General features: G+C 66.5%; 18 protein-coding genes. 15 read left to right on the top strand and 3 right to left on the bottom strand.

What is annotated here, in order from left to right:
* Window positions 1-8: 8 nt before the first annotated feature.
* The 8 genes from paaD (at window position 9) to paaZ (ending at window position 9,590) form a co-directional block, all read left to right on the top strand.
* On the top strand, window positions 9-512 hold the full coding sequence (paaD, locus tag QTI04_RS18425; protein WP_286603674.1) for a 1,2-phenylacetyl-CoA epoxidase subunit PaaD: 504 nt from the start codon (window positions 9-11) through the stop codon (window positions 510-512).
* Between the two features lie 11 nt (window positions 513-523).
* Window positions 524-1,609, top strand: a complete 1,086-nt coding sequence (gene paaE / locus QTI04_RS18420; protein WP_286603551.1) for a 1,2-phenylacetyl-CoA epoxidase subunit PaaE — start codon at window positions 524-526, stop codon at window positions 1,607-1,609.
* A 52-nt stretch (window positions 1,610-1,661) separates the two neighbouring features.
* Complete coding sequence (locus QTI04_RS18415; RefSeq protein ID WP_286616918.1) at window positions 1,662-2,285, top strand: TetR/AcrR family transcriptional regulator; 624 nt, start codon at window positions 1,662-1,664, stop codon at window positions 2,283-2,285.
* A gap of 48 nt (window positions 2,286-2,333) precedes the next feature.
* A complete protein-coding gene (locus tag QTI04_RS18410) occupies window positions 2,334-3,488 on the top strand; it encodes an ABC transporter substrate-binding protein (RefSeq protein ID WP_286616916.1) in 1,155 nt (384 codons plus the stop codon).
* A 147-nt stretch (window positions 3,489-3,635) separates the two neighbouring features.
* The gene (locus tag QTI04_RS18405) at window positions 3,636-4,664 is read left to right on the top strand and encodes a branched-chain amino acid ABC transporter permease (protein WP_286616913.1); all 1,029 of its coding nucleotides are present in this window, start codon (window positions 3,636-3,638) and stop codon (window positions 4,662-4,664) included.
* A gap of 124 nt (window positions 4,665-4,788) precedes the next feature.
* The gene (locus QTI04_RS18400; protein WP_286616911.1) at window positions 4,789-6,615 is read left to right on the top strand and encodes a branched-chain amino acid ABC transporter ATP-binding protein/permease; all 1,827 of its coding nucleotides are present in this window, start codon (window positions 4,789-4,791) and stop codon (window positions 6,613-6,615) included.
* 165 nt (window positions 6,616-6,780) lie between these two features.
* Window positions 6,781-7,521 carry an ABC transporter ATP-binding protein gene (locus QTI04_RS18395; RefSeq protein WP_286603546.1) on the top strand — a complete coding sequence of 247 codons (741 nt, stop codon included), beginning with the start codon at window positions 6,781-6,783 and terminating at the stop codon, window positions 7,519-7,521.
* Between the two features lie 23 nt (window positions 7,522-7,544).
* A complete protein-coding gene (gene paaZ, locus QTI04_RS18390) occupies window positions 7,545-9,590 on the top strand; it encodes a phenylacetic acid degradation bifunctional protein PaaZ (protein ID WP_286616910.1) in 2,046 nt (681 codons plus the stop codon).
* 13 nt (window positions 9,591-9,603) lie between these two features.
* Here the strand turns inward: paaZ and QTI04_RS18385 are convergent, their stop codons facing one another.
* A complete protein-coding gene (locus QTI04_RS18385; RefSeq protein ID WP_286616908.1) occupies window positions 9,604-10,824 on the bottom strand; it encodes an MFS transporter in 1,221 nt (406 codons plus the stop codon).
* Between the two features lie 237 nt (window positions 10,825-11,061).
* Here QTI04_RS18385 and QTI04_RS18380 point away from each other — a divergent pair, with 237 nt between their 5' ends.
* The 3 genes from QTI04_RS18380 to ligD all read left to right on the top strand — a co-directional run bounded on the left by QTI04_RS18380 (window position 11,062) and on the right by ligD (window position 16,166).
* Window positions 11,062-12,540: a DUF1254 domain-containing protein gene (locus QTI04_RS18380; protein ID WP_286616907.1), complete on the top strand. Its 1,479-nt coding sequence runs from the start codon at window positions 11,062-11,064 to the stop codon at window positions 12,538-12,540.
* A gap of 89 nt (window positions 12,541-12,629) precedes the next feature.
* Complete coding sequence (locus tag QTI04_RS18375; protein ID WP_286616905.1) at window positions 12,630-13,607, top strand: Ku protein; 978 nt, start codon at window positions 12,630-12,632, stop codon at window positions 13,605-13,607.
* Window positions 13,608-13,619: 12 nt separating this feature from the next.
* Window positions 13,620-16,166, top strand: coding sequence for a DNA ligase D (gene ligD / locus QTI04_RS18370; RefSeq protein ID WP_286616904.1), 2,547 nt, complete (start codon window positions 13,620-13,622; stop codon window positions 16,164-16,166).
* A 7-nt stretch (window positions 16,167-16,173) separates the two neighbouring features.
* On the opposite strand, the gene QTI04_RS18365 is transcribed toward ligD, so the two are convergent.
* A complete protein-coding gene (locus QTI04_RS18365) occupies window positions 16,174-17,001 on the bottom strand; it encodes a transglutaminase family protein (protein ID WP_286616901.1) in 828 nt (275 codons plus the stop codon).
* 325 nt (window positions 17,002-17,326) lie between these two features.
* Between QTI04_RS18365 and QTI04_RS18360 the strand changes: the two genes are divergently transcribed.
* The 4 genes from QTI04_RS18360 to QTI04_RS18345 all read left to right on the top strand — a co-directional run bounded on the left by QTI04_RS18360 (window position 17,327) and on the right by QTI04_RS18345 (window position 21,748).
* Complete coding sequence (locus tag QTI04_RS18360; protein ID WP_286603539.1) at window positions 17,327-17,473, top strand: hypothetical protein; 147 nt, start codon at window positions 17,327-17,329, stop codon at window positions 17,471-17,473.
* Window positions 17,474-17,488: 15 nt separating this feature from the next.
* A complete protein-coding gene (gene katE, locus QTI04_RS18355; protein ID WP_286616900.1) occupies window positions 17,489-19,672 on the top strand; it encodes a catalase HPII in 2,184 nt (727 codons plus the stop codon).
* A gap of 241 nt (window positions 19,673-19,913) precedes the next feature.
* Window positions 19,914-20,942, top strand: coding sequence for a M14 family zinc carboxypeptidase (locus QTI04_RS18350; RefSeq protein WP_286616898.1), 1,029 nt, complete (start codon window positions 19,914-19,916; stop codon window positions 20,940-20,942).
* Window positions 20,939-21,748, top strand: coding sequence for an alpha/beta fold hydrolase (locus QTI04_RS18345; protein ID WP_286616896.1), 810 nt, complete (start codon window positions 20,939-20,941; stop codon window positions 21,746-21,748). The genes QTI04_RS18350 and QTI04_RS18345 overlap by 4 nt, the downstream gene beginning before the upstream one ends.
* On the opposite strand, the gene QTI04_RS18340 is transcribed toward QTI04_RS18345, so the two are convergent.
* Entirely contained in the window at window positions 21,702-22,424 is a 723-nt protein-coding gene (locus QTI04_RS18340) for a glycine zipper 2TM domain-containing protein (RefSeq protein WP_286603535.1), read from the bottom strand. The genes QTI04_RS18345 and QTI04_RS18340 overlap by 47 nt on opposite strands.
* Window positions 22,425-22,544: the final 120 nt, after the last annotated feature.

Genomic DNA, 22,544 nt, shown 5'->3' with positions numbered 1-22,544 from the left:
TTGCCGCCATGACTACCACGCGCTGCGAACAGGCGTGGGAGGTGCTCGGCACCGTGCTCGACCCCGAGGTGCCGGCGTTGTCGGTGCGCGATCTCGGCATCGTGCGCGATGTGATCGACCAGGGCGACGCGCTGGAGATCGTGCTGACGCCCACCTATTCAGGCTGCCCGGCCACGGAGGTGATCGAGCACGACGTGCTTGCCGCCATCGCGAAGGCCGGCCTCGGCCCTGCCCACGTCACCCTCCGTCGCGCGCCCGCATGGACCACCGACTGGATCAGCGCCGACGGCCGTCGCAAGCTTTCCGAGTACGGCATCGCGCCACCGGGACCGGCCGCGCCTGATGCCTCGGTGCCGATCCGCTTCTTCGGCCGCAAGGCCGATGCAATTGCCTGCCCGCGCTGCGGCAGCCTGCATACCGAGCGCCTCTCGGCATTCGGCTCCACTGCGTGCAAGGCGATGTACCGCTGCATCTCGTGCCGCGAACCTTTCGAGCACTTCAAGCCGATCTGAAGAGACACCCCATGAGCGTCATGTTTCATCCCCTGCGCGTGCGTGCGATCGAGCCCGACACGGACGAGGCTGTCATTGTCTCCTTCGACGTACCCACCGACCTGCGCGACGTCTTCGGCTTCACCCAAGGCCAGTACCTCACGCTGCGCAAGGACATCGACGGCCAGGACCTGCGCCGCTCGTATTCGATCTGCGCCGGTATCGACGACGGCGAATTGCGCGTCGGAGTGCGCAAGGTCAAGGGAGGCACCTTCTCGAACTGGATCAACGAGCAGCTTCAGCCCGGCGACACCATCAACGTGATGGCGCCGCAGGGCCGCTTCTTCGTGCCGATCGAGCCGCAGTCGCGCCGCCAGCATGTAGGCATCGTCGGCGGCAGCGGCATCACGCCGATCCTGTCGATCATGAAGACGGTCCTTGCGCGCGAGCCGAATTCGCGCTTCACGCTGATCTACGCCAACCGCAAGCTGCAGTCCACGATGTTCAAGGAAGAACTCGAGGATCTGAAGAACCGCTACATGACACGGCTCGTGCTGCATCACGTGTTCTCCGGCGAGCCGACGGATGCGCCGCTGAACATGGGCCGTATGAACCGCGAGAAGCTGGGCGAGTTCCTGTCGAGCGTGGTGCCCGCCGGCACCATCGACCATGTCTACATCTGCGGCCCCTTCCAGATGAACGACGAAGCCGAAGCCGCTTTGCTGGCCGCCGGGGTACCCGAGGAACGCATCCACATCGAACGCTTCGGCGTGGCCGCGCCGGAAGGCGCACCGGTGGGCGCCGTCATCCACGAGGCGCGCCCCGGCGATGCCGAGTTGGCGAAGATCGTCATCATCCGTGACGGCCTGCAACGAGAGATCGAGTTCCGCAAGGACCAGCCGAGCATCCTCGACTGCGCCTCGGCGGCCGGCATGGAAGTGCCGTTCTCGTGCACCTCCGGTGTGTGCGGAACATGCCGCGCCAAGCTCGTCGAAGGCAAGGTCCGAATGGAGCGAAACTTTGCACTGGACAAGAACGAAGTCGCGGCCGGCTTCGTTCTCACCTGCCAGGCCCATCCGCTCACCGAGCGCGTGGTGCTTTCATTCGACGAACGCTAGAAGCGGCAAGCAAGCAAGCAAGCAAGCAAGCAAGCAAGCAAGAAGGAATCCCATGGCCCGAGGACGCTCACCCGGATACGACGATCAGCGCGAAATGATCCTGGATCATGCCGCGCAGCTGTTCGCCAACCGGGGCTATTCAGCGACCTCGATGAACCAGGTGGCCGAGGCCTGCGGCTTCTCGAAGGCGTTGCTGTACCACTACTACCGCGACAAATACAGCCTGCTGGTGAGCATTGCCGAGAACCATGTGTCCCGCCTCGAAGACCTGGTGGCCGACGTCGAGGGCCAGAAGCTGCCGCCCGAGGCGAAGCTGCGTGAACTCATCCGGCGCTTCGTCGAGGAGTACGCCGGCGCCAAGCATGCGCACCGCGTGCTGACCGAGGACGTCAAGTTCATGGAAGACGCCGACCGCCAGCGCGTTCTCGGCACGCAGCGCACCGTCGTCAACGGTTTCGCACGCGCCGTGATCGAGCTGCGGCCCGACCTGAAGAAGGCCTCGCTCGCCAAGCCGCTGACCATGCTGCTGTTCGGGATGATCAACTGGATGTTCATCTGGATGCGGCCCGACGGCGACCTCGACTACGACGCCATGGCGCCCGTGGTGGCCGACCTGTTCCTCGGTGGACTTCCGGCCGTCAAGGTGCCTCAGCGCATCGTGTCTGTCGACATCTGATTGCTACCCCCTTTTCATTTTTCAATCAACCACAACGGAGACAACCGCATGAAATGCCTCAAACCCCTCGCATTGGCCGCGATGCTGCTCACCTCGGCGCTCGCGCAGGCCGACATCAATGTCGGCGTGACGGTCTCGGCCACCGGCCCAGCCGCCTCGCTGGGCATTCCCGAGAAGAACACCATCGCGCTGATGCCCAAGACCATCGGCGGACAGAAGATCAACTACATCGTGCTCGATGATGCGAGCGACACGACGGCGGCCGTAAACAACACGCGCAAGCTGATCTCCGAGAACAAGGTCGACGTGATCCTCGGCTCGACCACGACGCCGAACTCGCTCGCGATGATCGACGTGATCTCCGAAAGCCAGACGCCGATGATCTCGATGGCTGCCTCCGCGCGCATCGTCGAGCCGGTCGATGCCAAGAAGCGCTGGGTCTTCAAGACGCCGCAGAACGACATCATGATGTCGCTCGCCATCGCTGAGCACATGGCCGCCAATGGCGTGAAGACGGTCGGCTTCGTCGGCTTTGCCGACGCCTATGGCGAAGGGTGGTTCCAGGAATTCAGCAAGGCGGCCGAGCTGAAGAAGCTGCAGATCGTCGCCAATGAGCGCTATGCGCGCACGGACACCTCCGTCACGGGCCAGACCCTCAAGCTCATGTCGGCCAAGCCCGACGCGGTGCTGGTCGCCGGTTCCGGCACGCCGGCCGCGCTGCCGCAGAAGAGCCTCAAGGAGCGCGGCTACACCGGCAAGGTCTACCAGACGCACGGCGTGGCCAATGCCGACTTCCTGCGCGTGGGTGGCAAGGATGTCGAAGGCACCTTCCTGCCGGCAGGCCCGGTGCTCGTGGCGGATCAATTGCCCGCCGCCAATCCGGTGAAGAAGTCCGCGCTGGCCTACGTGTCGGCCTACGAGGCAGCCAATGGCAAGGGCACGGTCTCGACCTTCGGCGCGCATGCGTGGGATACCGGGCTGCTGATGGCTGCCGCGGTGCCTGTCGCGCTGAAGAAGGCGCAACCCGGCACGCCGGAGTTCCGCGCCGCGCTGCGTGATGCGCTGGAGCAAGTCAAGGAACTGCCCGGCGCGCACGGCGTGTTCAACATGACGGCCAACGACCACCTGGGTCTGGATCAGCGCGCACGCGTGATGGTCAAGATCGAGAACGGCGCGTGGAAGTATCTGCCGCCGAGCCCCTGAACACCTAAGCACACCCTCAGGCTTCGCGCACTTCGTGTCGCTGCGCCAACCCCCTTGCAGGGGGCAACACCAGCGGCCCGGCAAAGCCGGTTCCGCGGTGTTCCTGGCATAGGGCATGGCGACGCGGGTTGATGGATTGGAACCGACATGGATCTTCAGATTGCCCTGCTGCTCGGGCAGGACGGCATCGTCAATGGCGCGGTCTACGGACTGATGGCATTGGCCTTGGTGCTGGTGTTTTCCGTCACGCGGGTGATCTTCATCCCGCAGGGCGAACTGGTGGCCTTCGGCGCGTTGTCGATGGCGGCGCTCACTGCCGGGCGTGTGCCGGCCACGCTGTGGCTGCTGCTCGCACTGGCGGCCGCCACGCTCGCGGTAGAGGGCTGGCGCTGGAAGCGCGGCGCCACGGTGGAGTGGAAGGCGACGCTGGTGTGGACGGTTGCTTTCCCTGCCCTGGCCTCTGTGCTGGTGTTGGGCTTGCGGCCATCGTCGCTGGCGCTCCAGGCCGTCACCACCCTGCTGCTGATCACGCCGCTCGGGCCGCTGCTGTACCGGCTGACTTACCGGCCGCTGGCGGATGCGACGGTGCTGATCCTGTTGATCGTCTCGGTTGCGCTGCATGGCGTACTGGTTGGCCTGGGGCTGCTCTTCTTCGGTGCCGAAGGCTCGCGCACGCCGGCATTTTCGGAGGCTCCTCTCGATATCGGGGGCGTGCCGATCACCGGCCAGTCCATGGTCGTGGTGGGCGTCGCGTTCGCACTGGTGGTGCTGATGTTCCTTTTCTTCGAGCGTTCGATCATCGGAAAGGCGCTGCGCGCCACGGCGATGAACCGCGTCGGCGCGCGTCTCATGGGCATTCCGACGGATCTGTCGGGAGACTTGAGCTTTGCGCTGGCGGCGCTGATCGGCGCCGTCTCCGGCCTGCTCATCGCGCCGCTGACGACGGTCTACTACGACACCGGCTTTCTCATCGGCCTCAAAGGCTTCGTTGCGGCGATCGTCGGTGGGCTGGCGAGCTATCCCATTGCGCTGCTCGGCGCGCTGTTGGTGGGCCAGCTTGAAGCCTTCTCCTCGTTCTGGGCCAGTGCGTTCAAGGAAGTGCTGGTGTTCACGCTGATCATCCCCGTGCTGTGGTGGCGTTCGCTCCGCAGTCGCCATGTGGAGGACGAGGAGTGATCACCCCCATGCTTACCCACTTCGTGTGGCCGCACTCCCCCTCTCCGGGGGCAACACCAGCGGCCCGGCAGAGCCGGTTCCGCGGTGTTTCTGTCTTCATGCGCTGCACCCAGGAGCCATTGGCATGACAAGGCGTCACCTCACACTGCTCTTCGTCGCGGCGCTGGCGCTCAGCTGGGCCTGGCTGCCCGAGTTCACCGTCACGATGTTCAGCTACATCGGCCTCTATTCGATGGTCGCTGCGGGGCTGGTCATGCTCACCGGCGTCGGCGGCATGACGTCCTTCGGCCAGGCTGCATTCGTCGCCATCGGTGCCTACGCGACGGCATGGGTCTGCACATCGCCGGCCGCGGCGGCAGCTCTGGGCGGCGTCGTCGCTCCGGGCCTGTTGCCTTGGGTCGGACTGGTGCTGGGACTCGTGCTCACCTTCCTCGTCGCGTGGGGGCTCGGTGCCATCACGCTGAAGCTCTCCGGCCACTACCTGCCGTTGTGCACGATCGCGTGGGGGTTGAGCCTCTACTTCCTGTTCGGCAACCTCGAGTTCCTCGGCGGCCAGACCGGCATCACCGGTCTGCCGGCGCTGACGATCGCAGGCTTCTCGCTCGCATCACCGCGCGCGTTGGGCCCGCTGATCTGGGCCGCGCTCCTGCTGGCGCTGTGGGCGCTGCACAACCTGCTCGATTCGCGTGAAGGCCGCGCCATCCGTGCGCTGAAGTCCGGTCGGGTGATGGCCGAGTCGATGGGCGTCGACACCGCGCGCTACCGCGTCAAGGTGTTCGTGCTCGCGGCGCTGCTGGCGGCGCTGTCGGGATGGCTCTACGCGCACATGCAGCGCTTCGTGAACCCGACGCCCTTCAACCTGAACATCGGCATCGAGTACCTCTTCATGGCGGTGGTCGGCGGCGCGGGGCATCTGTGGGGTGCAGTGCTCGGCGCGACGCTCATCACGCTGGTCAAGGAGCAACTGCAGGACATTCTGCCGAAGCTGCTCGGCGCGAGCGGCAACTTCGAGGTGATCGTCTTCGGCCTGCTGATGCTCTTCGTGCTGCAGCGCTTTGCCGAAGGGCTGTGGCCGACGCTGGCACGCGTGTCCTCCCGCTTCCTGAAACCGGAGCCTGTGCGCGAGGCCAAGGCCATCGCGTCCCTTGCCAGCCGCAAGCTGCCGACATCTGGCGAAATGCTGCTCGAAGCCGACAAGGTCACGAAGCGCTTCGGCGGCCTCGTCGCCAACAATGCGGTCGCGATGACGCTGAAAGCGGGCGAGGTGCACGCGCTCATCGGCCCGAACGGGGCCGGCAAGAGCACCTTCTTCAACATGATCTCCGGGGTCGATGATCCTACCGAGGGCGAAGTGCGCCTGATGGGCGAGTCGATGAATGGCAAGCCCTCGCGCGACTACGCCGCGCGCGGACTCGGCCGTACCTTCCAGCACGTGCGCCTGCTCGGCACGCGCAGCGTGCTGGAGAACGTCGCGCTCGGCGCGCACCGGCGCGGGCACCGCGGCTGGCTCTCCGCGATGCTGCGGCTGGACCGCGCCGAGGAGGCCGCGTTGCTGGCCGAGGCACGCCGTCAGATCGAGCGATGTGGCCTGGCCGAACATGCCGATGCGCCGGCCGCGTCGCTCGCGCTCGGCCAGCAACGCGTGGTGGAGATCGCGCGCGCGCTGGCCGGTCAACCCGCGGCGCTGCTGCTCGACGAGCCCGCCGCAGGTCTGCGCCACCTCGAAAAACAGGCGCTCGCGACCCTGCTCTCGCAACTGCGCGCCGAAGGCCTGGGCATCCTCGTCGTCGAGCACGACATGGAGTTCGTCATGAACCTCGCCGACCGCATCACCGTGCTGGAGTTCGGCGCCGTCATCGCCGAAGGAACACCTGAACAGGTGCAGTGCAACCCCCGTGTGCTGGACGCCTATCTGGGCGGCAGCGACGAACCGATTCCGATGGCCGCATGACACTGACACTCACCCCCAGTCTCCGCGCACTTCGTGTCGCTTCGCCAACCCCCTTCCGGGGGCAGTACCTGCGGCCCGGCAAAGCCGGTTCCGCGGTATTCCCGGGCTTGGGCCATGCCGGTTTCATACGTCGCGGATCTCGTGACGACGAGATGGAGCACTGACATGAACCCGCTCTTCGAACTCCAGGATTTCAGCGTCGCGTACGGTGCCGTCGAGGCCGTGCATGGCATCGCGCTTCGCGTGGACGAAGGCGAGATCGTCACCGTCATCGGCCCCAACGGCGCTGGCAAGACGACCTTGCTGTGCGCAGCAATGGGGCTGCTGCCCTCCACCGGAAGCCTCACGCTCGCGGGCGAGCGCATCGCGCGGCCCAGCGTCGAGGCAATGGTTGCACGCGGCGTGGCGCTGGTGCCAGAGCGCCGCGAACTCTTCGGCGAAATGCCGGTCGAGGACAACCTGCTGCTCGGCGGCTTCTACCGCTGGCGCACCGGCAAGCGCGACCAGCGCGAGCGCATGGAGGAGGTCTTCGCGATCTTCCCGCGCCTCAAGGAGCGCCGTGCGCAACTCGCCAGCACGCTCTCCGGCGGCGAGCGGCAGATGCTCGCCATCGGTCGCGCGCTGATGGCCCGGCCGCGCCTGCTGATGCTGGACGAGCCTTCGCTGGGCCTCGCGCCGCTGATCGTGCGCGAGGTGCTGCACGTGGTGTCGTCCCTGCGCTCGCACGGCGTCTCGGTGCTGCTGGTGGAACAGAACGCGCGGGCCGCCTTGCAGGTAGCCGACCGTGGCTATGTGCTGGAGACCGGCGCTGTAGCGCTCACTGGCGAGGCCGACGCGCTGCTGCACGACCGCCGGATCATCGACACCTACCTCGGGCTGGGCAACAAGAACGCCGTTGCCGCCTGAACCACCCACCTTCGGAGAATTCCATGACTCAGATCCTTCAAAGCTTCATCGGCGGAAGCTGGCTCGGCGAACAGGGCGCGCAAGTGCTCCGGAGCGCCGTCAACGGCCGTCCGGTGGCGAGCACGCATGCCGAGTCGATCGACTTCGGCGAGTCGCTTCACCATGCGCGCAGTGTCGGCTTGCCTGCGCTGCTGGCCATGGACTTCCAGCAACGTGCCCAGCGCCTGCGCGCCATCTCGAAGTACCTGGCAGAGCACAAGGAAGAGCTGTATGCCATCTCGGCCCACACCGGCGCAACGCGCGCCGACAGCTGGATCGACATCGAAGGCGGCGCGGGCACGCTCGCGGCCTATGCGGGCATCGGCGGCGGTGAGCTGCCCTCGGGCAACCTCGTGCATGAAGGCCCGGCGATGCCGCTCGGCAAGAAGGGTGGCTTCGCAGGCACGCACATCCTGGTGCCGCGGCGCGGTGTCGCGGTGCACATCAATGCCTTCAACTTCCCGGTGTGGGGTCTGCTGGAAAAGTGGGCGCCCAGCTTCCTCGCGGGCATGCCCTGCATCGGCAAGCCGGCGACTTCCACCAGCTACCTGACCGAAGCGCTGGTGCGCCTGATGCACCGCTCGGGCCTGCTGCCGGAGGGCAGCCTGCAGCTCGTGATCGGCAGCACCGGCGATCTGCTCGACCGTCTCGACGGCTCCGATGTCGTCACCTTCACCGGCTCGGCCGACACCGCGGCCAAGCTGCGCGTGCACCCGAACATCGTTCGCCATTCGATCCCCTTCAATGCCGAGGCCGATTCGCTCAACTGCGCGATCCTCGCGCCCGACGTGTCGCCAGACGACGAGGAGTTCGATCTTTTCGTCAAGGAAGTGGCGCGGGAGATGACGGTCAAGTCCGGCCAGAAATGCACCGCCATCCGACGCGCCATCGTGCCGCGTCAGCATCTCGATGCGGTGGCCGAGAAACTGCGTGCGCGGCTCGCGAAGATGGTCGTCGGCGACCCGGCCCGCGAGGACGTGCGCATGGGCGCGCTCGCATCGCATGCGCAGCAGGCCGACGTGGCCGAGCGAGTCCGCACTTTGATGGAAGGTGCGGAACTGGTCTACGGCGAGCGCGACGGTTTCTCGCCGCAGGGCGAGGGCGTGTCCGAAGGCGCGTTTTTCTCGCCGACGTTGCTGCTGTCACGCGACCCGTTGCGTCATGACGCCGTGCATGACGTGGAAGCCTTCGGCCCCGTGAGCACGCTGATGGCGTATGACGGCCTGGACGAAGCGCTGGCCCTGGCCGCACGCGGTCGCGGCAGCCTTGTCGGCACGCTGGTCACCAAGGATCCCGCAACGGCCGCCAAGGCCATCCCCGTGGCGGCATCGCACCATGGACGTCTGCTCGTGCTGGACCGCGAGGCCGCGGCAGAATCGACGGGCCATGGCTCGCCGCTGCCTTTCCTCAAGCACGGCGGCCCTGGCCGAGCGGGCGGCGGCGAGGAGCTGGGCGGCCTGCGCGCGGTCAAGCACTACCTGCAGCGCGCTGCCTTGCAGGGCTCGCCCACCATGCTGGCGGCGGTCACTGGCGAGTACATGCGCGGCGCGAAGCTCAATGAGTCCGAAGTGCATCCCTTCCGCAAGCACTTCGAAGACCTGGAGATCGGCGACTCGCTGCTGACGCATCGGCGCACCGTGGGCGAGGCCGACATCGTCGCCTTCGGTGGCATCTCGGGCGACTACTTCTACATGCACTTCGACGAGGTCGCCGCGAAGGAGAGTCCCTTCGGCAAGCGCATCGCGCACGGCTACTTCGTGCTGTCCGCAGCGGCGGGTCTCTTCGTTTCCCCGGCGCCCGGACCGGTGCTCGCCAACTACGGGCTCGACACGCTGCGCTTCGTCAAGCCCGTGGGCATCGGCGACACGATCCGCGCCCGCCTCACCTGCAAGCGCAAGATCGATCGCCAGAAGAAGGATGCCAACGGCGTCGGCCAGGGCGTGGTGGCCTGGGACGTGGAAGTGACGAACCAGGACGGCGAACTCGTCGCGAGCTACGACATCCTGACGCTGGTGGCCAAGCGCGGCTGAGCCGGCTTGCCGTTCATGCCGCCGGGACAGGGAGACTGCGCAAGGATGTGACGCGCGACCCAAGAATCACGGAGGCTTGAATCGCGAACCCTGCAAGTGCCACGAGAAGGCAGGCGGATTCACCGTACGTCGATCCCACCAAGCCTCCCAGGGCAGCACCTAGGGGTCGCGCACCGGCGTTGGCGGTCAGGAAAACTGCCGAGACGCGGCCGAGCATGGGGCCCGCGGTCACGCTCTGGCGCAGCGTGGTGGAGGTGATCGTCCAGACCATCGGCCCGGCTCCGAACAGGACGAAAGACAGGGCTGCGAGCGCCGCGTGGGGGATCAGCAGCGTAGAGGCCATCGCCAACGCGGCAAGCACCGACACGACAGGTCCGACCTGAATCGCCCTGCCGAACGGCATTGCCGCGACAACGCGCGAGGTCAGCATGGCGCCTGCCACCATGCCTGCACCGAGCATCGCGAGAGTTAGGCCGATCGTCTCTGCACTCATGTCGAGGACGCGAGCCGCGTAAGGCACATAGGCCGCCTGAAGCACGAACCACGAGAGGTTGAAGATCACCCCGGTGACCAGCATCGGACGCAACATCGGCTCACGCCACACGAAGCTTGCACCTTCCCGAACGTCCACGAGCGGATGCCGCGCTGGCGATGCTGGACGCGATGGTTCAAGCAACCGCAGCAGCAGGAGGATCGCGAAGGTCGATAGCACTGCGGCCAGGGTGAACGCGGTAGCCGCGCCCGCCCAGGAAACCAGCGATCCCGCGAGTGCGGGCCCGGCGGTGAATGCTGCGCTCCGGGCGAGCTCGAGCCTGGAATTGGCCAGCGCAAGCGACCCGCGCGGCACGAGTGCGGGTACCAGCGCGGGGGCGGCGACGCTGAAGCCGACAGTGCCGATCGCTCCGAGGAATCCCAGCAATGCGAGCCACGCGATGGTCAAGGCAGACGAGAGGAGCGCTGCCAGCATGGCCAACAATGAGAAGGCTCTCAACCCTTCCGCCCACAACATCAGCTGGCGCCGTGGCATGCGGTCCGCCAACATCCCCAGGGGCATGGATGCCAGCAGGAATGGCAAGGTCTGCGCGGCCGCCAGCATTCCGACTTCGCCGGGTCCGGCGCCCAGCGCGAGGACGGCCACCAGGGGCGCCGCGGCAAGGCTCAGTTGCTCGGCAGACTGCGCAGCGAGGTTCGACCATGCCAGGTTCAAGAAGGGTCGTGGAAGGTGGGGGCGCATGACTGACCGAGGTTGGAGAGTGCCGCCGAAGTCTAGGCAGTCGCCATCCGACGCGAACTCCGCTTCTTGCGATTGAATTCGCGGGGCGCTCGTGGGCATAAGGCCTAGCCCTTTCGGCCATCGGCCGATGCCTTGCAATGGGCACATGGCTGCGCTCAAATCCGCGTGCTCCCAGGCGCACGATTCAACAATGGACCGACCTGCCCAACGACCCGTTGAAGCCGGATAGGAACTGACATGAATACCGAACTCAAGCTGTTCATGAGACGGGCCGCAGCCGGTGTCGTCACCGTGGTCGCGGTGGCGCTCCTCGCAGGCTGCGCCGGCACGAACGATGCGGTGAGCCAGGCCGCACGGGCGGACAAGGCGGCCCCCGGCCTCGTGGAGACCAAGGCCATCGCCGAGGAGGCTTTCATCTACGGTCTGCCGCTCGTCATGAACTATGCGGTCATGAACGAATACGCGGTCGACAAGGGTGGCCCGCAGTACAAGGCGCCCTTCAACGAGATCAACAACGAGGCGCGCGTCTACACCTACCAGGACACCGCTGTCGTCACGCCCAACAGCGACACGCCCTATTCCATGCTGTGGATGGACCTGCGGGCCGAGCCGATGGTGATCTCGGTGCCGGCGGTGGACAAGCGGCGCTACTACTCGGTGCAGCTTGTCGACGGCAATACGTACAACTTCGGCTACGTCGGCAGCCGTGCCATGGGCAACGACCCGGGGAGCTACATGGTGGCCGGCCCCGGCTGGAAGGGGCCGACGCCGCGCGGCATCCGGAAGGTCTTTGCCTCGACCACCCCGTTTGCCGTCGCCATCTTCCGCACTCAGCTCTTCAACGCGAAGGACATGCCGAACGTCGTGAAGGTGCAGGCCGGCTACAAGGCGCAGACGCTGTCCGCCTTCCTGAAGCAGCCGCCGCCGGCGGCCCCGGCGACGCTCAAGTTCCTTCCGGCCACGACCGCCGGGATCAAGGACAACTTCTTCGAGTATCTCGACGCCGCGCTCCTCTACGTTCCGCAGACGCGGGAAGACGCTGCCGTGCGGGCCCGCATCGCGCGCATCGGCGTCGGCCCGGGCAAGCCCTTCGAGTTCAGGGACCTCTCGCCCGGGCACAAGGCCGCCGTCGGTCTCGGGATGAAGGAAGGCGACGAGAAGATCGACAAGCGCCTCGACAGCGGGACGAAGGACATCAACGGCTGGAAAGTCGGGTCGGCCTTCGGCGACCGCGACTTCTACAAGGGCGACTGGCTGCTGCGCGCCGCGGCCGCCAAGGGCGGCATCTACGGCAACGATGCGGCGGAGGCCACTTATCCCGTGACACGCACCACCGCGACCGGCGAGCTGCTGGATGGCAGCAAGCACAACTACACGCTCACCTTCCCGGCCGGACAGTTGCCGCCGGTGAACGCGTTCTGGTCCGTCACGATGTACGACGGCAAGAGCCAGCTGCTCATCAAGAATCCGATCAATCGCTATCTGATCAACGCGCCCATGCGGCAGGGCATGAAGAAGAATCCAGACGGTTCGCTCACGCTGTACATCCAGAGGAAGTCCCCCGGCAAGGCGCTGGAGCGCAACTGGCTGCCGGCGCCCGACGGGCCCATGTACCTGGTGATGCGCCTGTACTGGCCGAAGACATCGCAGCCATCCATACTGCCGGCCGGCGAAGGGACGTGGAAGCCGCCGGCCGTGGTGGTGCTCTCGAAGTAGCAGCGTCCGGCCCTGACGCCCGCCGCCGCCGTGTTCCTACATCGGTTCGCGGCGTTGCAAGCTAGGGTGCCAGCCTGGAGAACTACGCCATGCCTGCATCCAAGCATTCCCCGAAGACCCCCGCCCCCCGCGTGCTGTGGAAAGGCGCGATCAGCTTCGGCCTCGTGCACATCCCCGTCGCGCTGTATTCGGCCACGGTCGACCACGCCATTGACTTCAACTGGCTGGACAAGCGCACCATGGATCCGGTGGGCTACAAGCGCGTCAACAAGAAGACCGGCAAGGAGATTGCGCGCGAGCAGATCGTGAAAGGCATCGAGTACGAGGATGACCAGTACGTGGTGCTCAGCGATGAGGAGATCGCGGCCGCCTATCCCAAGACCACGCAGACGGTCGAGATCGAGGCCTTCGTGCCGGCGGACAGCATTCCCTTCGTCTACCTGGAGCGGCCCTATTACGTGGCACCTATCAATCGCGGCGCCAAGGTCTACGCCCTGCTGCGCGAAACCTTGCAGCGCAGCGGCCGCGTCGGCATCGCACGCGTCGTGATCCAGACCAAGCAGCATCTGGCCGTGCTGGTGCCCACCGGGCCGGGGCTGGTGCTGAACCTGCTGCGATGGGGTGCCGACATCCGGCCCTGGAAGGACCTGCCCTTGCCCTCGGAAAGCGCCAAGAAAGCCGGCCTGACAGAGCGCGAGCTCAAGATGGCGAAGGAGCTGGTCGACGACATGAGCGCCGACTGGGATCCGGACGACTACAAGGATTCCTTCAAGGACGAGATCATGCGGCTGGTCGATGAGAAGGTGGAGGCCGGCCAGACCGAGGAAGTGACGCAGCCCGAGCCCGAGGAGGAAACCGGCAAGAGCAGCGCCAAGATCCTCGACCTCACGGAGTTGCTGCAACGCAGCCTGCGCAAGGGTGGCGGCAAGGCCGGCGCCGACGACAAGGACAAGGACAAGGGCAAGGAGGAGCCCGAGGAAAAGCCCAAAGCCCGCAAGCCCGCCGCCAAGAGCGCCGCGCGCAAGCGCACACCTGCCAAGACGGCCGCACGCCGCAAGGCCGCCTGAGGCAGCGCGACCGTGGCCAGGCCGAGTGAACGCGAAGCGCTGGCGCCGTACCATGGCAAGCGCGATTTCGAGAAGACGCCGGAGCCTCGCACGGGCGGCAAGGTGGGCGCCGGGGCGCCGACCTTCGTCGTGCAGAAGCACCATGCGAGCCGGCTGCACTACGACTTCCGGCTGGAGCTCGACGGCACGCTCAAGAGCTGGGCGGTGCCGAAGGGGCCCTGCCTCGATCCCGCGGTCAAGCGCATGGCCGTGCATGTGGAAGACCATCCGATCTCCTATGCGAGCTTCGAGGGCACGATTCCGCCCAAGCAGTACGGTGCCGGCACCGTCATCGTGTGGGACCGTGGCGAATGGGCTGCCGAAGGCGACGCGCGCAAGGCCCTGGCGGAAGGCAAGCTGAAGTTCGAGTTGCGCGGCGACAAGCTGCGCGGCCACTGGACGCTCGTGCGCATGCGCGGCAAGGGCGAAAAGCAGGAACCCTGGCTGCTCATCAAGGAAAGGGACGGCGAAGCGCGCCCGCTCGCGGACTACGACATCGTCGAGGTCCTGCCCGACAGCGTGCTGAGCGGCAGGGACGTGGACGACCCGCCGCACATCACCCATGGCAAGCCAGCACCACCCGAGAAGAAGGCACCCACCGGGCGCAAGAAGGCCGCCGCGAAAAGTTCTGAAGCTCCTGGACGCAAGGCCACATTGCCCGCCACGCTCGCGCCGCAACTGGCGACACTGGCATCGACGCCGCCCTCCGATCCGGACGACTGGCTCTATGAGTTGAAGTTCGACGGCTACCGTCTCCTGGCGCGTATCGACGGTGACAAGGTCCAGTGCATCACCCGCAACGGCCACGACTGGACCTCGAAGCTGCCGAAGCTGGCGCAGGCGCTGGCGAAGCTCCCCACGCGCTCGGCGTGGCTCGATGGCGAGATCGTCGTCGACAACGAGAAGGGTGCACCGGACTTCCAGGCGCTGCAGAACGCCTTCGATAGCGGTGCCACGGCATCCATCGTCTACTGGCTCTTCGACGTGCCCTTTCTCGATGGGCGCGACCTTCGCGATCTGCCGGTGGAGGAGCGTCGCGCGCAGCTCGTCCGCCTCCTAGGCAAGAAGCCGCCTGCCGCGCTGCGCCTCAGCGAGGCCTTCGAAGTGTCGCCGCGCGACTTGCTGGCGTCCTCCGCGCACCTGGGCTTCGAAGGCATCATCGGCAAGCTCAAGGGATCGAGCTATGTCTCGCGCCGCTCGCCGAACTGGATCAAGCTCAAGAACCAGCGGCGGCAGGAATTCGTCATCGGCGGCTACACCGCACCCAAGGGATCGCGCTCGGGCTTCGGTTCGCTGCTGCTCGGCGTCTACGACGAAGAGGGCGCGCTGCAGTACTGCGGCAACGTCGGCACCGGCTTCGACGGCAGCCGGCTGGCGGACATCAAGGCGAAGCTCGACAAGCACCAGGTCGACGAGAGCGCTTTCGAAACCCGCCCGGCCGGCGTCAAGGCGCAATGGGTCAAGCCCGTGCTGGTGTGCGAGGTGTCCTTCGGCGAATGGACGCGCGACGGGCGCATCCGGCATTCGGTCTTCCAGGGCCTGCGCGCCGACAAGCCGGCCCGCCAGATCCGCCGCGAGTCGGCGCAGGCGCCCGAACTCACGCCGGCGAGCAAGGCAGGCAAAGGAGCCACCAAGCCCATGACGCAACGCATCACCAACGCCGACCGCGTGATCGACGAGCAAAGCGGCACCACCAAGGGCGAACTCGCCGCCTTCTACCACCAGGTGGCAGAACTCATGCTGCCCCACCTCAAAGGCCGGCCCGTGTCGCTGGTGCGCGCGCCCGAAGGGGTCGGCGGGGAGTTGTTCTTCCAGAAGCATCTGAAGCAGGACGAGTTGCCGGGTGTCAAGCTGCTCGACCCGGCGCTCGATCCGGGCCACGAGCCGCTGCTGCAGATCGACACCGAGCGCGGCCTGTTGTCGGCCGCGCAGATGAACGTGATCGAACTTCACACCTGGAACGCGACCTCGAACGCCATCGGCAAGCCCGACCGCATGACCTTCGACCTCGATCCCGGCGAAGGCGTCGCCTGGGCCCGCATGCAGGAGGCTGCCATGCTGGTGCAGACCTTGCTCACCGAACTGGGTCTGCCGGCCTTTCTCAAGACCAGCGGTGGCAAGGGCCTGCACGTGGTCGTGCCGATCCGGCGCCACTACGACTGGGACACGGTCAAGGGCTTTTCGCAAGCCGTGGTGCAGCACCTGGCGGACACCATCCCCGAGCGCTTCGTCGCGAAGAGCGGGCCGCGCAACCGCGTCGGCAAGATATTCGTGGACTACCTGCGCAACGGCTTTGGCGCGACCACGGTGAGCGCGTGGTCCGCGCGCTCGCGTCCGGGGCTGGGCGTGTCGGTACCGCTCACATGGGACGAGCTGCCGACGCTCACGAGTGCGTCGCAATGGACCGTGAGGAACATCGCTCGCCGCGTGCCCACGGGCAACAAGCCATGGGAGGGGATGGAAAAGAGCCGCAAGTCCATCGGCGCGGCGATGAAGTTGCTGGGGTACGCGCCGGAGTGAAGTCGCCTCAGGCCGCCACAGGCAGCACTTCGTTCGTGGTCACCTCGAAGCGCTCCAGCGTATTGACACCGAACACCATCGTGATGGGCACGTCGGCCGCATCGCGGCCGCGCGCGATCACCACACGGCCGATGCGCGGGATGTTGTGGCGCGCATCGAAGGTGTGCCAGCGGTCGCCCAGGTAGACCTCGAACCAGGCGCTGAAATCCATCGGATAGGGAACGGGTGCGATGCCGATGTCGCCGAGATAGCCCGTCACGTAGCGCGCCGGGATGTTCATGCACCGGCACAGCGTGATCGCCAGATGCGTGAAGTCTCGGCAGACGCCCGTCCTCTCGCGATAGCCCTCCAGTGCGGTGCGCGTGGCCCTCGCGCGCTGATAGTCGAAGCGCAGGTGCCCGTGCACGAAGTCGCAGATGGCCTGCACGCGCTGCCAGCCCGGCGGCACGCCGCCGAACTTCGCCCATGCGAGTTGGAGGAGTTCACTGTCGACCTCGCAGTAGCGGCTCGGCAGCAGGAACTGCAGTGTCTCGACCGGCAGGTTGGCAGGCGCGTGCTCCACGGCGGTGGGGGAGACCGGGTCGGGCCAGCCGGTGTCGAACACCACGGCCTCGTTGCGCAAGCGCACCTTGCTGACGCCGCTGGGAACTTCCACCCGCGCGCAATGGTTACTGAATGCGTCGGTGTAGTGGTCGGTGCGCAGGGGCGGGGTGATGGTGAAGCTCTCCCCCGACTGGATGTCCGCCGCACGCGAAGGATGCACCCGCAGCATGTAGATCAGCGCTGTGGGCGCTGTGACGCCGAGTTCGATGTCGAAACCGATTTTGATGAGCATGGTTCGCTGACCTTGGGAGATGGTTCGAGGGGCGAAAGGGGGATCAAGCATTTTCGGTGCCCGATCCGATTCGTCCCATCCTAGTCCTGGGCGCTCTCGCCCGACGTCGACGATCCCGCGAAGCCGCGTAGTCCATCTTCAACGGGGGTTCTCGTCAGCGCGGTCCTACCGCCGACAACTGGGCGTTCCGACACGCCGGAGCGCGGCGCCACTACGGCCAGGACGGGCGGCCCTGCATAAGCTTGTAAGTCGGCCCAGAGCCGAAGCGCCCGACAAGCTGTGCAGCGCCGACCCCCTCCCTCTACCTACAAGCCTGGAGCGAAACATGGATCTTTCCACCCTGTTTGGCCTGTTCGGTGAATCCTGGATCGACGAATTCCTTATCTGGGTGGTGGCGTCGGCGGCCGCCATCGTCGGTGTGGTGGCAGTGGTCAGTGTGCTGAACATGCTTTTCGAAACGGAAACCGGCTGATTTGAAGGATCCCCGATGACGCAACAGAACAAGGCGGCCGCCGGTCGTCGCCCGACCAAGGGCGGTGATGGCAGCAATGCCAAACAAGAGCAACTGGCCGCCTTTACCGCCGACAACACGCCCCAACTCACCACCAACCAGGGCCTTCAGATACCGGACAACCACAACTCGCTGCGGGCGGGCGTGCGGGGCCCGACGCTGCTCGAGGATTTCATCCTTCGCGAGAAGATCACCCATTTCGATCATGAGCGCATTCCCGAGCGGGCGGTTCACGCAAGGGGATCGGCGGCGCACGGCTACTTCGAGGTCTACAAGTCGATGTCGCAGTTCACCTGCGCCGAGTTCCTGCAAGACCCGGCTGTGAAGACGCCCGTTTTCGTGCGCTTCTCGACCGTGGCCGGATCGCGAGGTTCGGCCGATACGGTGCGCGACGTGCGAGGGTTCGCCGTCAAGTTCTACACACAGCAGGGCAACTACGACCTGGTGGGCAACAACATCCCGGTGTTCTTCATCCAGGACGCGATCAAATTCCCTGACCTCATCCACGCCGTCAAGCCCGAACCGCACAACGAGATGCCGCAGGCCGCGAGCGCGCACGACACCTTCTGGGACTTCGCTTCGCTGATGCCCGAAAGTACCCACATGCTGATGTGGGCAATGTCGGACCGGGCCATTCCGCGCAGCCTGCGGATGATGGAAGGCTTCGGCGTCCACACCTTCCGCTTCGTCAACGCGCGCGGCGAGAGCCACTTCGTCAAATTCCACTGGAAGCCCAAGCTCGGCATCCACGGCCTGGCCTGGGACGAGGCGCAGAAGATCGCGGGCAAGGATGCCGACTTCCACCGGCGCGACCTCTGGGAAGCCATCGAGGGCGGAAACTTCCCCGAATGGGAACTCGGCGTGCAGATGGTCCCGCAGGACAAGGAACACGCCTTCGGCTTCGACCTGCTCGACCCTACAAAGATCATTCCGGAAGAGATGGTGCCGGTGCAGCGCATCGGGCGCATGGTGCTCAACCGCAACCCGGACAACTTCTTCGCCGAGACCGAGCAGGTCGCTTTCCATCCGGGCCACGTGGTGCCGGGCATCGATTTCACGAATGACCCTCTGCTCCAGGGACGCCTGTTCTCGTACACCGACACGCAGATCTCGCGGCTCGGCGGCGCGAACTTCCATGAGCTGCCCATCAACAAGGGCGTGTGTCCGTTCCACAACTTCCAACGCGACGGGATGCATCGCCAGACCATTGCGCGGGGCCAGGTGGCATACGAACCCCACTCGCTGATCGACGGCAAGGAATACCGGATCGATGGTGGCAGCGGCGGCTTCCAGCCATTCCCCGAGGCGCTGGAGCCGCCCAAGGTTCGGCGGCGCAGTCCGTCCTTCGATGATCACTTCACGCAGGCGAGGCTCTTCTTCAACAGCCAGAGCGCGGCGGAGAAGGAGCACATCATTGCTGCGTTCCGCTTCGAGCTGTCGAAGGTCGAGGTGCCGGCCGTCCGCCAGCGCATGGTGGACAACCTCGCGCACGTCGACGAGAAGCTCGCGCGCCGCGTGGCGGAGCCGCTGGGCATCAATGCGCCCGATGCGAAGGCCGCGGCCGGACGCGCGGGTTTCCGCGACCACCGCTTCACGATGCCGATCGACGAGTCGAGAGCGCTCAGCATGCTCGACACCGGTGACGGCTCGATCAAGACGCGCAAAGTCGCGATCCTCGTCGCGGACGGCGTCGATTCGGCCTCGCTCAAGCCCATTCGCGAAGCCATCGAACAGGCTGGCGCGCTGTGCAACTTGGTCGGCCCCCGGCTGGGCACGATCGCGAGCGCATCCAGGCGGCAGCTCGACGTCGACGCGACCTTCGTCAACATGCCCTCGGTCATGTTCGATGCGGTGCTGGTGCCTGCGGGCGCGCAAGGTGTCGAGGCGATGGCGCGCAACGGCGATGCGGTGCACTTCGTGCTGGAAGCCTACAAGCACTGCAAGGCGATCTGCACGGTGGGCGAGGGCGTGCAGATGCTGGCGACGCTCGGCATCGGGCATGACGGGAAATCTGCGGCCGCCGGTGTGATCGTGGCCGCCACGCCCGTGACCAATCTGGGCGACGACGCCGCCGCGCTGAAGATCGCCAACGACTTCATCGCGGCGATCGCGAAACACCGGCACTGGGACCGCGCCAATGTGGAGGGCGTGCCGGCGTAGTCGCCGACCGCGCGGTCAGCGCCTGGAATGCTGCGCAGCCCAGCGCGAGCGCGCGAGCGCCACCAACTCGATCGCGCCCCACAGCAAGGCAAACCCGACACCCCTGAAGGGATGGCTTGGACTCGGCGAGGAAGGATGGACGATTCGGGGCATGGTCACGTCACCGTAGCGGGCCTGTGTGACGGCTTGATGGCAGGCGCTGCGGCTATCCTGCGCGCACTTCCGCCATCCACTCGCCCGTGTGACTCCCACAGATCTGCCCGAACTGATCGAGCTGCAGCGACTCTCCGAATTGGCCGGCGTGCACATGTCGCGGCGCGTGCTGTGCGAGGTGTCGGCGGGCGAAGCGCGCTTTCCGGTAGAGGCCTTCATCCTGGGCAGCGCGAGCCCGCTGGCGCCAGCCGTCGGGTTCTTCGGCGGTGTTCATGGCCTGGAGCGCATCGGCGCAGAGGTGACGATCGCCTACCTGCGCAGCCTCGTGATGCGCCTGCCATGGGACGAGACGCTGCACCGGCAGTTGGAGACCGTGCGGCTGGTGTTCATGCCGCTCGTCAATCCGGGCGGCTTGTGGCGCGGCACGCGCGCGAATCCGAACGGCGTCGATCTCATGCGCAATGCGCCCGTGGAGTCCGCTGAACGCGTGCCCTACCTCATCGGAGGCCAGCGCGTCAGCGCCGCGCTGCCGTGGTACCGCGGGGCGCAGGGTGCACCCATGGAAAGGGAGAGCGCTGCGCTGTGCGAGCTGGTCGAGGCGGAGCTGACGGTGCGTCCCTTCAGCATCGCGGTGGATTGCCATTCCGGGTTCGGCCTCAGCGACCGGATCTGGTTTCCGTTCGCGCACAGCTCGCGTCCCATCGCCCACCTGCCCGAGATGCACGCGCTGTGCGAGATCGTGGATGGCGCGCTGCTCCACCATCGCTATGTGCTGGAACCGCAGAGCCGCCAGTACATGGCGCATGGCGACCTGTGGGACCACCTGTACCTGCGCGCGTGCGATGCCAAGCCCGGATCGGTGTTCCTGCCGCTGACGCTGGAGATGGGCTCCTGGCTGTGGGTCAAGAAGAATCCGCGACAGATCTTCTCGCGTCATGGCATCTTCAATCCGGTGATCGCACATCGTCAGCAGCGCGTACTGCGGCGGCACGTGGGGTGGCTGGACTTCATCACGCGCGCCGCGTGCAGCCATGAGCGCTGGGTGCCGACGGGCAACGACAGGGAGCGCCATCGTGATCAGGCGATGGCGAGATGGTACGAAGGGCCGGTGCGATGAGCACATGGGTTCTGCTGCGCGGGCTCACGCGCGAGAGCGGCCACTGGGGAGCGTTCCCGGACATGCTGCGCGCGCGGCTGCCCGGTGCGCGTGTGGTGGCGATCGACCTCCCCGGCAACGGCCGCTTGAACCAGGCGCAGAGCCCCACGAGCATCGAAGCGACGATGCACGACTGCCGGCACCAGATGGCGGCATCGGGCCATGCACCTCCCTTTCATCTGCTCGCCATGTCGCTGGGTGCGATGGTGGCGGTCGAGTGGGCATTCCGTCACCCCGAAGAACTCGCGGGCTGCGTACTGGTCAACACCAGCCTGCGCCCGTTCAGCCGCTGGTACCAGCGGCTGCGGCCCGCCAACTACGCCGCGGTGCTCGGCGTGGTGGCCGGGGCGAAGACGAGTCGACAGCGTGAGCAGACGGTCCTGCGCCTCACGAGCCGGCACCTGGCGCCGGACGCTCGCGTGATCGACGACTGGACGGCCTTGCGCGAGGCGCGCCCGGTGTCGGGCATCAACGCCCTGCGCCAACTGCTGGCGGCTGCCCGCTACCAGGCTCCGGTCGATGCGCCGTCCGTGCCCCTGCTCGTGCTCGCGAGCCGCCGCGATGCACTCGTGAACGCAGAGTGCTCACGGCAACTCGCGCGGCAATGGAATGCGGCGATCCTCGAACATCCGACCGCGGGCCACGACCTGCCGCTGGACGATGGCCCGTGGGTGGTCGAGCAGGTCGCCAGATGGGCGGGGCTCGGCGCGCGCAGCCCGCTCACTTCCGCCCATCCGCCGGACGCAACACCTTCCCCTGGAGCGTGACCGCCTTGCCGATCGGCGGTGCGGTGCTGGTTTCGACGGTGCGCAGCGATCCGTCCTCCATGCGCACGCTCACCTGGTAGCTGGTCACCGTGCGGGTGCGCTTCTCGATCTCGTTGCCGGCGAAGCCACCACCGACCGCGCCCAGCACCGTGGCCGCCGTGCGTCCGTTGCCGTGGCCGATCTGGTTGCCGATCAGGCCGCCGACGACACCGCCACCGACGGCGCCGACACCGGTCGCCGGCGCGGGGTGCTCCACGGTGCGAACCGATTCGACGTGACCGCAGACGGAGCAGACGGGGGCTCTCGCCGGCGCAGGTGCCGGGCCCGGAGCGGGGCTTGCCTGCGCAACCTTCGGCGGCTGGACCTCGGGTGCCCTCACGGGCGGCGGCAGTGTCGTCGCACGCGGAAAGGCAGCGCTGTTCACCGCCGGAGGAACAGGCGCGGCAGGCTGCGGCTCATCGGGCTTGAAGTCGTCCGGTGCCGGCGCCCGTGTAGCGGGTGCCGCGGCGATGGTGGCGGCATCTGGCGCGCCGTTGCGGCCCTGCTGGTGCAGCAACACGCCGCCGAGCGCGGCCACGGCGACGGCCAGCGTGCCGATGGCCGCCCAGAGTACCTTCGGTGATGAATGAGTCGGAGTGCGTTCGACGGTAGTCGGGTCGATGGACGTCGTGTTCATGGATATTCCCCTTTCGTGTGCGCTGCTGGTAGCAGCGGAACTCAGGAAAAAGCATCGCCATGGCGAAAGACCTGTCAATGCGACGCGGTCCTACACATCAGGCCGGACGCGAGGCATTCA

The organism is Variovorax sp. J22R115 (assembly GCF_030317005.1).
Taxonomy (GTDB): Bacteria; Pseudomonadota; Gammaproteobacteria; order Burkholderiales; family Burkholderiaceae_C; genus Variovorax.
This window is presented reverse-complemented; position numbering and strand designations above follow the sequence as displayed.